This window comes from Acinetobacter sp. ACIN00229 (genome assembly GCF_016106645.1).
GTDB classification, from domain to species: domain Bacteria; phylum Pseudomonadota; class Gammaproteobacteria; order Pseudomonadales; family Moraxellaceae; genus Acinetobacter; species Acinetobacter oleivorans.
In genome coordinates, this window is the sequence record NZ_JADWOM010000029.1 from 21,297 (window position 1) to 35,479 (window position 14,183).

Annotated in this window: 16 protein-coding genes; 9 read left to right on the plus strand and 7 right to left on the minus strand. The window is 36.7% G+C overall.

The window, feature by feature from the left end:
• The first annotated feature begins 39 nt into the window (after window positions 1-39).
• Window positions 40-972, plus strand: coding sequence for a rhodanese-related sulfurtransferase (locus tag I7H67_RS18580; protein WP_005310055.1), 933 nt, complete (start codon window positions 40-42; stop codon window positions 970-972).
• An 88-nt stretch (window positions 973-1,060) separates the two neighbouring features.
• Here I7H67_RS18580 and I7H67_RS18585 read toward each other — a convergent pair whose 3' ends face one another.
• From I7H67_RS18585 to I7H67_RS18595, 3 genes are all read right to left on the minus strand, one after another.
• The gene (locus tag I7H67_RS18585; RefSeq protein WP_198308552.1) at window positions 1,061-2,146 is read right to left on the minus strand and encodes a hypothetical protein; all 1,086 of its coding nucleotides are present in this window, start codon (window positions 2,144-2,146) and stop codon (window positions 1,061-1,063) included.
• Between the two features lie 227 nt (window positions 2,147-2,373).
• Complete coding sequence (locus tag I7H67_RS18590) at window positions 2,374-2,898, minus strand: YecA family protein (protein WP_004789407.1); 525 nt, start codon at window positions 2,896-2,898, stop codon at window positions 2,374-2,376.
• 74 nt (window positions 2,899-2,972) lie between these two features.
• Entirely contained in the window at window positions 2,973-3,179 is a 207-nt protein-coding gene (locus I7H67_RS18595; RefSeq protein WP_002116495.1) for a PA3496 family putative envelope integrity protein, read from the minus strand.
• A gap of 358 nt (window positions 3,180-3,537) precedes the next feature.
• On the opposite strand from I7H67_RS18595, the gene rpoD reads away from it, so the two are divergent.
• The 6 genes from rpoD to I7H67_RS18625 all read left to right on the plus strand — a co-directional run bounded on the left by rpoD (window position 3,538) and on the right by I7H67_RS18625 (window position 10,118).
• Window positions 3,538-5,421, plus strand: a complete 1,884-nt coding sequence (gene rpoD / locus I7H67_RS18600; RefSeq protein ID WP_005310050.1) for an RNA polymerase sigma factor RpoD — start codon at window positions 3,538-3,540, stop codon at window positions 5,419-5,421.
• A gap of 97 nt (window positions 5,422-5,518) precedes the next feature.
• The gene (locus I7H67_RS18605; RefSeq protein WP_002116017.1) at window positions 5,519-5,806 is read left to right on the plus strand and encodes a YbeD family protein; all 288 of its coding nucleotides are present in this window, start codon (window positions 5,519-5,521) and stop codon (window positions 5,804-5,806) included.
• A 205-nt stretch (window positions 5,807-6,011) separates the two neighbouring features.
• Window positions 6,012-6,665: a lipoyl(octanoyl) transferase LipB gene (gene lipB, locus I7H67_RS18610; RefSeq protein WP_004789403.1), complete on the plus strand. Its 654-nt coding sequence runs from the start codon at window positions 6,012-6,014 to the stop codon at window positions 6,663-6,665.
• Window positions 6,666-6,746: 81 nt separating this feature from the next.
• Entirely contained in the window at window positions 6,747-7,280 is a 534-nt protein-coding gene (locus I7H67_RS18615; protein ID WP_004789401.1) for a hypothetical protein, read from the plus strand.
• A gap of 1 nt (window position 7,281) precedes the next feature.
• A complete protein-coding gene (locus I7H67_RS18620) occupies window positions 7,282-8,466 on the plus strand; it encodes an iron-containing alcohol dehydrogenase (protein WP_198308553.1) in 1,185 nt (394 codons plus the stop codon).
• 266 nt (window positions 8,467-8,732) lie between these two features.
• Entirely contained in the window at window positions 8,733-10,118 is a 1,386-nt protein-coding gene (locus I7H67_RS18625) for an APC family permease (RefSeq protein ID WP_013196978.1), read from the plus strand.
• 37 nt (window positions 10,119-10,155) lie between these two features.
• Here the strand turns inward: I7H67_RS18625 and I7H67_RS18630 are convergent, their stop codons facing one another.
• Complete coding sequence (locus I7H67_RS18630) at window positions 10,156-10,716, minus strand: flavodoxin family protein (RefSeq protein WP_016143322.1); 561 nt, start codon at window positions 10,714-10,716, stop codon at window positions 10,156-10,158.
• A gap of 116 nt (window positions 10,717-10,832) precedes the next feature.
• Between I7H67_RS18630 and I7H67_RS18635 the strand changes: the two genes are divergently transcribed.
• Entirely contained in the window at window positions 10,833-11,213 is a 381-nt protein-coding gene (locus tag I7H67_RS18635) for a winged helix-turn-helix transcriptional regulator (protein ID WP_005036475.1), read from the plus strand.
• Between the two features lie 73 nt (window positions 11,214-11,286).
• On the opposite strand, the gene I7H67_RS18640 is transcribed toward I7H67_RS18635, so the two are convergent.
• The 3 genes from I7H67_RS18640 to I7H67_RS18650 form a co-directional block, all read right to left on the minus strand.
• Window positions 11,287-11,919, minus strand: coding sequence for a hypothetical protein (locus I7H67_RS18640; RefSeq protein ID WP_198308556.1), 633 nt, complete (start codon window positions 11,917-11,919; stop codon window positions 11,287-11,289).
• 16 nt (window positions 11,920-11,935) lie between these two features.
• Complete coding sequence (locus I7H67_RS18645) at window positions 11,936-12,745, minus strand: DUF6502 family protein (RefSeq protein WP_198308554.1); 810 nt, start codon at window positions 12,743-12,745, stop codon at window positions 11,936-11,938.
• A gap of 85 nt (window positions 12,746-12,830) precedes the next feature.
• Window positions 12,831-14,021 carry a cupin-like domain-containing protein gene (locus tag I7H67_RS18650; protein WP_198308555.1) on the minus strand — a complete coding sequence of 397 codons (1,191 nt, stop codon included), beginning with the start codon at window positions 14,019-14,021 and terminating at the stop codon, window positions 12,831-12,833.
• Window positions 14,022-14,122: 101 nt separating this feature from the next.
• Here I7H67_RS18650 and I7H67_RS19860 point away from each other — a divergent pair.
• The coding region (locus I7H67_RS19860) for a hypothetical protein (protein WP_413784436.1) at window positions 14,123-14,183 on the plus strand (61 nt) is incomplete at its 3' end.

The window sequence follows — 14,183 nt, forward strand, 5'->3', positions numbered from 1 at the left end:
GCGCCTTAAATTTATATCTTAATACATTTGGAGTTTTCCATGAACGCTACTGTAGAACAGCTTGCACCTGTAGAACAGCAAGCGACCGCGGGTTGGGTTGTTGCAGCACTATATCAATTTAAAGAAGTTCAAGATCCTGCAGATCTTCAGCAACGTCTATTAGACCTAGTGAAAACAATTAACCTTTGTGGAACTCTGATTGTAGCAGGTGAAGGAATTAATGGTACTGTTGCGGGCGATCGTGTAGCAATTGATAGTCTCTATCAATTTTTGCTTAATGAAGGTTTTGCTTCTATGGAATACAAAGAATCCCATAGCTCTGACAAACCTTTCCGTAAAATGAAAGTTAAACTTAAAGAAGAAATTGTGACTTTAGGTGTTGAGGTTAAACCCCGCGACTTAGTGGGCCACTACCTTGATCCAAAAGAATGGAATGATTTAATTGCACGTGATGATGTAATTTTAATCGACACGCGTAATGACTATGAATATAAGGCGGGTACTTTCAAAGGTGCAATCGACCCGAAAACTGAGACATTCCGCGAGTTCCCAGAATATGTCAAAAAAGAGCTAGAGCAACATAAAGATAAAAAAATTGCGATGTTCTGCACAGGCGGTATTCGCTGTGAAAAATCAACATCTTTACTTCTTCAAGAAGGCTTCCAAGAGGTTTATCACCTCAAAGGCGGTATCCTTAAATACTTAGAAGAAACCCCAGCCGATGAAAGTTTATGGGAAGGCGAATGTTTCGTATTTGACGGACGTACAGCTGTAACTCATGGCGTTGAAGAAGGCGTAAATATTAAATGTCATGCGTGTGGTTGGCCATTAACTCCAGAAGAGTCAGCTTTAACAAGTTATGAACATGGTGTTTCATGCGTGTATTGCATCGACAAGACAACTGAAAAACAAAAAGCTGGTTTCCGTATGCGCCAGTCGCAAATTGCAGCTGCAAAACGTAAACGTTTATAATTTTTAATTTAAAAAGGGCATCAAATGATGCCCCTTTTTTTTTCATAATAAGTTATATAAAGCTAATTTAAGATACAATCCGTTGTTATCAGGTACGTGATCTAGTTGTTGCACAAACCAATGCATCACCCTTTCCATTACCAGCACTTATACCATTAATTTGCCCATCGGCTAGAAACGAGATTCCAATATTATATAAAACATCCTCTTGGGCCGATGAAACAGGATTAGAGGCTACAAATAAAGTACCAATAGATGTTTTCGAAGGAATCCCATCATTCTCGTCTTTATTGATAAACGTAGATATAGTCAATTTACCATTACTAACTGTGAGCATATCGCCCACTTTTGTTAAATTACACTTTTCACCAAAAGGTGTAATTAACTGATCTTCCTTAAAATCAGGCAAAACATTTGAAGTACAATAATTATATCTTTCGATTATACCTGAGTCATATTGTTGGCAAGCTGTCGTATCTATATTAATATTCAAAGGATTGACAAGAATTTGATCTGATTTCATCGGTAATTGAGATAAATTTCCATCTTTAATTAACATTAATAGTGCATCATAGTCTTTAATATTTCTATTATTCTTAATAGCTTCCAATAACTCTTGAATAGCTTGATGAATAGGGCTATTTACTTTCATCTCAGCATTAAATAGATCCACATCATTATTAACACCGTACCCCTTTTTAATAAGCTCAGTTACCAAAGCAAAATTTGCAGAATTTAACTTTTCTGTAGCCATAGTTCCAGATTGATACCACGTTGCAGGAACTTGGTTACTGGCATAAGCAACGACCATATCCGTAAGGGGATTAATATTTACATTACCCTCACGCTCAACATAACTATAGTAGCTTTGTCCATTAGCTTTTACCTGTAAACGACAAGGAAACTTACTATTGTCTACTTCACCTTGCCATTTACCTTGGGTATTAACATTTACAGTATTTTTAAAACCGATTCCATCTTTACAAATTGCTGTTACATTTGCACCATTCAAAGCAGAAGTTGAAAATGCTGTACCAGAGATTAATTTATAAGTAACTTCATTTTGATTAGATTGTGAAATTTTCGCTTCACTAACACTGTTACTATTTTCACCACCACAAGCTATAAGCAATATTACTGAGAGCAAGCCACTAATTTTACAAATTATATTCATATTAAATCGCATTGTTATAACACTAAAGATTTTTATATCGATCATGGACTAATACATGATGATAGGTAAATTAAACTCTATTAAAAGCATAATTATTAAAATAATAATAAATATTATATATAAATAAAATTAATGTAAAAATATTATTATACTCAATTACCTATTAAAAAATTCAGGTAATAAAAAACGCCCTAGAAAGGACGTTATTTATTATTTCTTCTAATAAATTAATTTGGAGTATGATACATCAAGTATAATTCATTCAAATTATCTGGAATTTCTTCTGCCAGTTCATCCATTAACTGTCCATTACGACGGAAAGATTCCATCTGCGGATCTTCTTCATCAATTCCACTAAATACCATCATTGGTAAAGTTAAATCAATTAATTGTTCTTCATGTTCAGGGGCAAACCATGCCTCTTCATTTAAGAACATTGCATCAACAAATCCCACACTCCAGTCGCCTAAGCTAGATTCAACATCAGCTTCTTCAATTTCAAATGGAAATACAATTCCATTCTCATTTGCTAAGTCTTGTCGAATTGACTCTAACCACGCCTTGATTTGCTGAATAATTTCAGCAGGAACCTTTTTATGGTTATTATCAAATAGCTCATCTAACCAACGGTCAAACTGAGGGCCTACTGCAATTGCACACAGAAAACCATGAGTTGCAGCGAAATCTAGACCATACTCATTGTGGTCTCCATCTAGATATTCACTTAATTGGTCTAAATCTAACGCACTCATTGTGTTACCTGACTATAAAAAAGAAATCTACGATAGCATAGCATTTAAGCTGACGATGCCCTATTCAGATTTGATTAGTCTTCATCATCAAGATCATCATCGTCTAAATCATAATCAAAATCTTTCAACTCACGCTCTAAACGGCGTTGAGCCAATAGATCATCAATTAATCTACGTTTTTCTAATGATTCTTTCGCAGTGATTTTGCCTGATGACTCATCAAAACCGACATCATCATCATCACCGTAGTTATCATCTAGTTCAAAATCTGTAGAAGACACTAAAACTACCTCTAATGAAAAAATGTGAATGGGTCTAGGCGCTATTTATCTCTCTTACAGAATCATGTCAAGTTTTATTTATATTTTTTTCATTAAACTGCATATTTGTACTTTTTTTCGCCCGAAAAATTGTGTATTTATAAAACTTAACTATTTTTTTGATCAAGAAAAAATTCTATGATCTTTTCTATGATTTAAGCTTGAAAAAAATGATTTTAGCCCAATATTCAAAAAACAGACGTGAATTCAAAGATATTTTTTATTTAACGGTTACCGATCAAACCCAAAACATTTCAAGCAAATTGTGCTATCATGCACGGTTTTTCACTGCCACAGATTCAACGAAGAGTAAGCAAAGATGAGCGATATGCATTCCCCTACTTCTCAAGTAGCGGCTCTGATTAGCCGAGGCAAAGAACAAGGTTACTTAACTTACGCTGAGGTTAACGATCATCTGCCGGACTCGATTACTGAAAGCGAACAGATTGAAGACATTATTCAAATGCTTCAAGACGTTGGTATTCCTGTACACGAGCGTGCACCTGAATCTGACGATACCATGTTCGGTGAGTCAACTGACACAGCTGATGAAGTTGCTGAAGAAGAAGCTGCTGCCGTACTTGCATCGGTTGAAAATGAGCCTGGACGTACGACAGATCCTGTACGTATGTACATGCGTGAAATGGGTACAGTTGAACTGTTAACCCGTGAAGGTGAAATCAGCATTGCAAAACGTATTGAAGAAGGGATCCGTGATGTCCTTAATTCAATTGCGTACTGGCCAAATGCTGTTGAAGTTGTATTAAAAGAATATAATGATTTCTTGACTGGCGAACGTCGCCTTGCCGATATTTTATCTGGCTATCTTGACCCGGAAACTGACGAAGATATTCCTGAAGTTCTAGAAGAAGAAACAGAACTTGAAGAAGATGATGCGCCAGCTACACCAGCAAAAGAAGTTAAGCTTGACGATGACGAAGAAGATGAAGAGTCAGAAAGCGACGATGATTCTGAAGGTGAGTCTGGTCCAGACCCTGAAGTTGCAAAAATTCGTTTTAATGAACTTGAATCTGCATGGACTAAAACAAAAGGTATTATTGAGAAACATGGCCGTAACAGCCCTGAAGCAGATGAAGCTTTAGAAGCATTAGCTACTGTGTTCATGATGTTTAAATTTACACCACGTTTATTCGATATCATTTCTGAAATGATTCGTGGCACACATGAACAAATTCGTGCCAATGAACGTGAAATCATGCGTTACGCAGTACGTCGTGGCCGTATGGACCGTACTCAATTCCGTACATCTTTCCCTAAGCAAGAATCTAATCCAGCTTGGTTAGATGAACAGATTGCTAAAGCTCCTGCTGAAATCAAGGCGCATTTAGAAAAAGTTCGTCCGGATGTTTTAGCATTCCAGCAAAAAATTGCAGATATTGAGAAAGAACTTAGTTTAAGCGTTGCTGAAATTAAAGATATTTCTAAGCGTATGGCGATTGGCGAAGCGAAAGCACGCCGCGCTAAGAAAGAAATGGTAGAAGCCAACCTTCGTTTGGTAATTTCGATTGCGAAGAAATATACCAACCGTGGTTTACAGTTCCTTGACTTGATTCAAGAAGGGAACATTGGTTTGATGAAAGCGGTAGACAAGTTTGAATATCGTCGTGGTTATAAATTCTCGACTTATGCAACTTGGTGGATTCGTCAGGCGATTACCCGTTCGATTGCCGATCAGGCTCGTACAATTCGTATTCCTGTACATATGATTGAAACGATTAACAAGATCAACCGTGTATCTCGTCAATTGTTACAAGAAATGGGCCGTGAACCAACACCTGAAGAATTAGGTGAACGTTTAGAAATGGATGAAGTTAAGGTTCGTAAGGTACTTAAGATTGCCAAAGAACCAATTTCAATGGAAACACCTATTGGTGATGATGAAGATTCGCATCTTGGGGATTTCATTGAAGATCAAAACATCACTTCTCCAATTGATGCTGCGACTTCAGAAGGCTTAAAAGAAGCAACACGCGAAGTATTGGAAAACTTAACTGAACGTGAAGCAAAAGTATTGAAGATGCGTTTTGGTATTGATATGCCAACCGATCACACCCTAGAAGAAGTGGGTAAGCAGTTTGATGTAACACGTGAACGTATTCGTCAGATTGAAGCGAAAGCATTGCGCAAATTACGCCACCCTTCTCGTTCTGAACACTTACGTTCTTTCTTGGAAAATGACTAAGTTTTGAAGGCTTGAAATTTCAAAACCAAGCCCCATTTAATAGAAAGAGCTATAAACGCCTGCGATAATGCAGGCGTTTCAAATCATGAGGTAACTTATGTTAGACCGCACTCCATCTCGCGAACTACAAGAACATCTTTGGGTATTTCCGATGGATTATCCAATTAAACTTATTGGCGATGCGGGTGAAGAATTACGTGTTGCTGTAGTCGACATTTTGGTGAAACATTTCCCAGACTTCGACCACTCAACATTAAAAGTTCAAGAATCTCGCACCGGCAAGTATCATTCTTTAACAGCACAATTGCGTTTTGAAGAATTAGAACAAGTTCATGCACTTTATGCTGACTTAGCTGCTTGCCCGCAGATTAGAACTGCGCTTTAATTTTAAGTTCTTCAATCAATACCACAGTCAGACACTCTTACTGTGGTATTTTTTTGAGAAATTTTTAAGCTATCAAACAGTGAAAAAACAATACAAATATTTAGAAACCCTATTATAAAATCCTTTAAAATTACAGGGTTTTCGGCTTCTATCTTGCAGATATTAACTGGGTGCCGCAGAAACCAACTTATAGGAAGATATTGTGATGAGCCTTGATAAACCCAACTTGATCATTCGCCAATGGAACGATTTACAAGATTATCAAAGCAAGTTCGAAACCATGAAACTCTTAACAAACGAGCGTGATCAAGATACGCCTGATGAGTTATGGTTACTTCAACATCATAATGTCTTAACACAAGGTCAAGCTGGTAAACCTGAGCACATCCTAATTTCATCAAATATTCCAGTCGTACAAACTGACCGTGGCGGACAAGTGACTTGGCATGGACCCGGTCAACTTGTGGCTTACTTCATGTTTGATCTTAATCGTCTAAAATGGAACGTACGTACATTGGTCAGTTTTGCTGAACAATTCATGATAGATGTTTTAAAAAAATATGGAATTGAAGCTTATGCCAAACCCGATGCACCTGGTGTATATGTAGATGGTCGTAAGATTGGTTCTTTAGGTTTTAAAATTCGTCGTGGTCGTAGTTATCATGGATTAGCATTAAACTTAGACTGTGCCTTAGATGGATTCCAGACCATCAACCCTTGCGGCTATGCAGGCTTAGAAATGGTACGTATACAAGATTTAGTGACTCCTTATCCATCATTTGGTCAACTTTGTCAGGACTTTATTGAGTATATTAATAGTACTGGGTACTTTAATGACCCTAAAGTCAAATATGAATAAATCGCTTTGCGATGAAATAAAAATGGATTAGAGTAATTACTCTAAATTTGCTTTCGCATAATTTTAACAAGGGATACGCGAGTGATTTCGACAAAAGCGGTAAAGCCGACTCTGCAACTTGCCTACGTTAAGCTCATGATGGATGTTATTGGTCGTGGCTTGGTCATGGCAAGTCAAGTGGACACTGAAATACAAGAGGAAGTATCTAAATTTCCTGTTCACTTTGTACTTTCAATGAATGTTTTCCCGAATGGACCAGCATTTTTTGCTCGAGTGACAGAAGACAAACAGTTAGAACTACTTCAAAGAGCTGAAAGAAAACCAGACTTAACGATTACATTCAAACACGTCACTCATGCCTTTTTGGTGTTTTCTTTTCAAGAAAGTACTGCTCAAGCATTTGCCAATGACCGAATGATTGCCGATGGTGATGTATCTGCTGCTATCCGCTTAGTACGCTGCCTAAATAAAATGGAAGCCCTTATTTTACCTAAATTGGTTGCTTCACTAGCAGTCAAAGAATACCCAACCGAACTTAGCCTAAAAGAAAAATTCAACGAGGCTGCAAATATTTACCTAAAAGTAGCCAAGTCCTATTTCAAGCGGAGCGCATAACATGGCCAAACCATATTACGAATTCTTTTGTCCTGTAAAAGTCATTGCTGGTAATGCTGCGCTAGAACATATTCCGTTTGAGCTTGCAACTTTGGGTGCAAAACGCCCTCTTATCATTACAGATAAGGGTGTACGTGCAAACGGCTTATTAAATCCAATTGAAGCTGCATTTAGTACAACTGATGCTGTCATTGGCCATGTTTTTGATGATGTACCACCCGACTCGAGTTTAGAGGTCGTTCGTCTTGCAGCAGAAGCTTATCGTGCAAACAAATGTGATGCGATCATTGCTGTAGGTGGTGGCTCAGTTATAGATACTTCTAAAGCAACTAATATTTTAGTTTCTGAAGGTGGAAATGACTTATTGCAATATGCAGGTGCTCATAACTTACCGAAACCATTAAAACCATTTTTTGTGATTCCAACAACTTCTGGTACTGGTTCTGAAGTAACAATGGTTGCCGTGGTTTCAGATACTCAAAAGAATGTTAAGTTAGCATTTGCTTCTTATTATTTAATGCCACATGCAGCGATTTTAGATCCACGCATGACGCTTACATTACCGCCTCATTTAACTGCAATGACTGGTATGGATGCATTAACACATTGTGTTGAAGCCTATACATGTATGGCTGCCAATCCATTGAGCGATGCTTATGCAAGTGCCGGAATTAAAAAGATTAGTGAAAATCTCTTTAATGTCTTAGAAAACCCAAATGACTCACAAGGCCGTTTAGAGTTAGCTCAAGCTTCTACAATGGCGGGTATTGCATTTTCTAATTCAATGGTCGGCTTAGTTCACTCTTTAGGACATGCTTTAGGTGCTGTTGCTCACCTACCCCACGGTCTATGCATGAATTTATTCTTACCTTATGTACTTGAATATAATAAACAAGTAAATGGTCAGAAAATTGGTGAGTTACTATTACCGCTTGCTGGTGCAGATATTTATGCACAGACTCCTGCAACCCAGCGTGCAGATAGAGCAATTACGACTATCTTAGCAATGCGTGATCGCCTATTTACTTTAACAAAGCTACCACGCACTCTACGTGAAACACGTAAAGTAACTGAAGCACAGCTTGATGAAGTTGCAGAAAAAGCACTAAATGATGGCTCAATTATTTACAACCCGAAAGAAGCAAGCTTAAAAGATATCCGAGATATCTTAGAAAAAGCTTGGTAATTCGATAAGTTAAACTCCAAGAAACTCCATAAAGGTCTGATTTATATATTGAATCAGACCTTTTTTATCACTAAGCATTTTTATTGATTATTTTATTTGAAACATATGGCAAAAAAATTGCTAAAAAATAGATGAAAGTACTGACAATTTATATCAATTTAGGATAGATTGGCGCACTTTATCTTTTTCTGTAGGGGGGATCGTTCGTCTCAAACGATCCTTAACACCAAGCTGATCCTTGATCAACGATTATGAGGATAACGCCGTTGACAAATTTATCTGGGACTAAACCAACAGGCAAGCTTCAAAAGAATCTTGTACTTTGGCATATTGTTATTATTGGTTTAGCTTACATTCAGCCATTAACGTTATTTGATACTTTTGGTTTAGTGTCAGAACGAAGTGGTGGTCATGTACCAACTTCCTACATTTTTGCATTAGTCGCAATCTTATTAACATCGATCAGTTATGGACATATGATTAAGCGCTACCCTTCTTCTGGGTCGGCTTATACGTATGCTCAAAAATCAATTCACCCTAATGTTGGCTTTATGGTGGGTTGGTCTTCTTGGTTAGACTATCTACTGTCACCGCTTGTTAATATTATCTTGGCAGATATTTATCTAAGAGCTCTTTTTCCAGAAGTAAATAACTGGTTATGGGTGATTGGTTTAACAACGCTCATGACTGTTATTAATTTATTTGGTGCACGGTTCGTTGCACGTTTTAACAGTACGATTGTTGTTATTCAGCTTGGCGTAATTTTTTATTTTGTTTATCAAGTATATATCTTACTTACTCAAGGTGTATATGCAGATGGAACTTTAAATCCAGATAAAGCAGCATTGTGGTCATTAACTCCTTTTTGGAATGATATGACGTCTGTCAGTTCTTTAATTGCTGGCGCGACTGTACTCTGCTTCTCTTTTACCGGATTTGATGCTTTATCGTCTCTTGCTGAAGAAACAAAAGATGCAGAAAAAACGCTACCAAAAGCTATTTTTTCTACAGCATTACTTGCAGGTATTATTTTCATTGTAAGTACTTACTTCATCCAATTATATTTCCCAAGCAACCCAAACACTTACTTCAATCCTTTAGATGAATCACAACCTGTGATGGTCGCTGCGATTGGTAGTTTAATGTTTAAAACTTTGGTTTTATATTTTGCTGTAGTCGCTGTGATGGCATCAGGTATTTCTGCCCATGCGGGTGTATCACGCTTAATGTATGTGATGGGACGCGATGGGGTCATCAACAAGAAGTTATTTGGTCATATCAGTCCAAAATTGCATACTCCAACTTACAACATTCTTATTGTTGGTGTGGTTGCTTTATCTGCTGGTTTTCTAGATCTTGAACATATTGTTAACTTGATTAGTTTTGGTGCTTTAACTGCTTTTAGTTTTGTTAACTTCTCTGTAGTTTCTCGCTATGCATTAAGAGATGGCAAGAATAAAACGCTTAAAGACATCATTAATTATATTGCTATACCAACGCTTGGTTTTGCCAGTGTGTTTATGATGTGGTTAGAGATTGATAAGCTTGCCTTACAAATTGGCTTAGCTTGGGCCGTTATTGGTGTAGGTTATCTTGCCTATAAAACCAAAGGCTTTAAATATAATGCTCCACAGCATAATGAACATGAGTAATAAAAAAGGCGCTTAAAGCGCCTTTTTTATGGTCAAATTAACCAAAAATTTTATTTACAATGCTTTGTACACGTTGAGCATAAAGTTTTGCTGTTTCAAGATCACCTGTTGGAACCTCTTCCACACTTGCATCAGAAGGCGATTGAACTAAAAGCCCTACAGAACCACCTAAGTTGTTTACATCTTCACGTGTTGCATCTTTCGTATTTGCTGGCAATAAACCAAGACTCACCCAAATGCCACCATGCTGTGATGCTAAAGTTTGCAGTTGAATAAGAGTTACTTGCTTATCACCATTTAAGCTCGCACTGTTTGTAAAACCTGCAAATACTTTATCTTGCCAACCACGTGTAAACCACACTTTTGAAGTTGCATCAGCAAACTTTTTAAACTGCCATGGCGCTGTACCCATATAAGTAGGCGCACCAAAAACAATCCCCTTCGCATCATTTAATGTCTGCCAATCTTGATCAGTAATATTTCCCTCTTGATCAATTTGGATGAGCTGAGCATTAATTTCGTTTGCAAACGTTTCAGCCACGACTTTAGTGTGGCCATAACCAGAGAAATATACAACCGCGATATTAGAGTTAGACATGGGAGCAAACCTTTGTTTTATTAAATTCCACTTTATGATATATTTTAGAAACTAGGTGTCAATTAGTTACTAGTTGGTAACTAGGGTAATTTTTCAAGAAATTATAGGTAAATGGTATGAATGAATGTCTAAAATATAATATTTTTCAACAACATTGCCCTGCTCGTTTATTTTTTGAAAAAATTGCAGATAAATGGGTTTTATTGATTTTAAATGTTCTTGAGGAAGAAACTCAACACTTCAATTTGCTGAAAAAGAATATTCAAGGTATTTCCCCTAAAGTCTTATCACAGAAGTTAAAAATGCTAGAGAGAGACGGTTTCATCGAACGTAAAATTCAGAATACCTCCCCAATTCGTGTTGATTACTCACTTACTTCTTTAGGGCAAAATGTAGCTTCAATGGCATTCCAATTAAAGGAATGGGCCGAAACCAATATTGAGCAAGTTTTAGCAGCCCAAATAACTTATGATGAAAAAGTGCTAGAGCAAGCTTAACCCATAAATCCTTTAAAATTTTATTGAATCTTACTGTTAAGCTTTTTTGCTCTTAGCTTTAAGGCAGCTCAACTTAATTAATTTTAATCGATTCAGGTGGCACACTTATTTTAAATTGAATAGTTAACGGTTCGCATTGTTTTAACTCCTGCTCATTTTTCAAATAAGTGCTTTCTAGACCATACTTCCAAGTACCATTCATGACTTCAAATGCAGGATAATTGACAATAAAAGTTTTGGTTTCATTAGGCTGATATTCGTAAGTTTGAGTCTCTTTACACTCATTTTCTGGATAAGAACGTTTAGTATTTCCAAATAAATAGAGTTCTAATGGCACATAACACGCAGGTTGTCGTTCTTGTATTTTCTCTAATCCCTTATTAGTTTGAGTAATTTGCAAAGCAATAGTGCCATTTAAAGTTAACTGCTGTGCATATTTAAAAACTGTTTCTTTTTCGATGGGTTCACGCGTTACATTATTTAAAAACTGTAGTTTACGATGCAAGCCATTACAGTCATCTTCAACAGGCGCAGGTAACCAGATTTCATTATCTTTTGAGTCACCTTTCTCACCATCGGCAGGTGTTTCATAATCACCTGGTTTACCGGGTTTAGTCGGATTTCCCGATCCACCTAAACTGGCACCACCCGCGAATAAATCCTCTCCACAAGCAGTCAAAAGACCACCCATCAAAATGAAACTCATGGATATTATTAATTTTTTATAAGTTATTTTCATCATATTGATAAGCTCCGAAACGGAAAGTTTTGGTTGCACCCTCTTTTCCTTCATCGAGTGCACAACGTTCAATGGCTAACTTGAGTACTTTTAATGATAAATCTTCCCATAAGCGTAAACTTGCTTCTTTGAGTAAAGTGATCGATTCACCTGTTAGTTCATCAGCAAAAATTGCTTGTTCTAAATAGGGTTCTTTTTCTGGCTGAAATAAATTATGAACTCCAGCGGCTAAATGTGCCTCTAAGTTATTCGTTAATAATTTTCGAACCTCGAATTGCTCAACATCAGGCATAAAACTACGCTGCTGCAACACCACAAGGCCATCTTCTTCTTTCACAATGTTCAGACGCTCAAGTTCGTTCAAAATAGATCTTGGATGTTTTTCGGTTGAAACTTTCTTTACCAAACTTTCAAAGCTAACCTGATCTTCGCTAATAAAAGGAATTTTTTCTGCCAATCCCTCTGCAAGCCACAAACCAATCACTCGAGCAGGAACACTTACTGGCTCTGCTACTTTTGCTTCTGTTAAAGGCTGCCCAGCCTGCATCGCCTTTTTAAATGCATTCACATCTTTGCGATGTAACCCTGAAAGTAAACTGACCGCTGAATCAGTTGGCTTTTGTTCTATACGCTCTAGCTCAGTTAAAGCCTGTTGATAGAAAACAGGTTTCAAAGCAGTCACAAAGTCGTTATATCCCACTCCTGAACGAATTAACCATTGCGTCAGGTATTCCATTAACATTAATACCTGCTTCTGATTAAGTTCTGCATTGTTCGTTTGGAGTGTGGTCATAGGGTAACAATTTTCCTTCATATTTGAAAAACAGTATGGGCCGAGCAATTGTCACACTGAACGGTTTAAGATGCAATTTTCATTCTTAGACCTCTTTTGGAAACCGATCAACATAATGATTTGGCGCATTAAAATGGGTAAAAGAAATACTGATTGAGACATCTAAACTTTCTACACTATGCCACCAACCAATTGGGATAAACAAAGCTTCCCCAGCATTCAAAATACATTCCACTGGAGTGATTGATCTTGCCAAAGGATATTTTTCAAAATCAATTTTATTTGCATTACTTAATTCACTAAACACCCAATGATCGTTATATAGATGAGGAACTTGCAAGGCAGGGATTAAAGTTACTTTTTTGCGCCCATAAATTTGAACTAACATATTATTCGTTAAATCATGATGTAATGGCGTGAAAGTTCCTTTAGGTCCAAACCATAAAAAACTACGCTCATCTTTTAAAGCCGAGTCACAATAACCTTCTGCAAAATCACCAATATCTAAAAATAGTTCTTGAAGCATCTGATGGCTGTTGGTCGCATTATTCGCAGTCATATAAAAATCATTACTGGCATCAACTGACATAACTTTTGATACAAACTCAGACATCTTCATTTTCTGTTTTAGTGATGGAGAATGTCTTTCAAACTGTTCATCTAAATTTCTATTCATCTGAACTTCAACTGAATGATGGCCGAATTTAGAAGCAAAATATTGCGGAGACCATTTGTGCAAAGCTGGCCAATGTCCGATTCCTTCTTTTAAAATCACAGGGCGATGTTGACTATAGTAATCCTTTATAAAATCAGAGAACTGTGGAGCAGTAATTGAAGGAATTTCTTCACTATAGCCAGAGTTTAGCTGTGCCAATTGGTCTACAGTTTCTATTAACCATTCACGTTTTTTAAGTTGATGATGCTTTTTCTTCAAAATTTTATATAACTGATTATTTTCTAAATTATTTAAATATTCTTTTACTTTTAAATCATTATGCCCCTGCTCTATTAATATTTTTACTATTTCCGCAGACGTGACCTTATTTAAAACTTGTTCAATTATCCACTCTTGATCATGATCCGATAAAGTCTGAAATTTCAAATCATTCATTTCAAATCTTGGCTCAAATCCATTTGCTTTTAATACATCGACTAACTGTTCAATTCCACACCCTTTTTCTAAATTTTCTTCAAGCCAGTTTTTCCATTCTAGTGGCAACTGGTCAAACCATTTTTGGCTTTGCTCGAATATTTCAATTTGATTATAAGCTGCCATGTTGAACCTTTTTTCAAATTTGATCTTTACAACTGCATTATAATTGATCTATTTTAAAAATGTTAAATTTTCACATTTTTAATAAAAAAAGGGTTCATGTGATGAATAACATAGTAAAAGGAAGCAGCATTGCTTTGATTTTTATAGCTTTAAGTGGGTGTG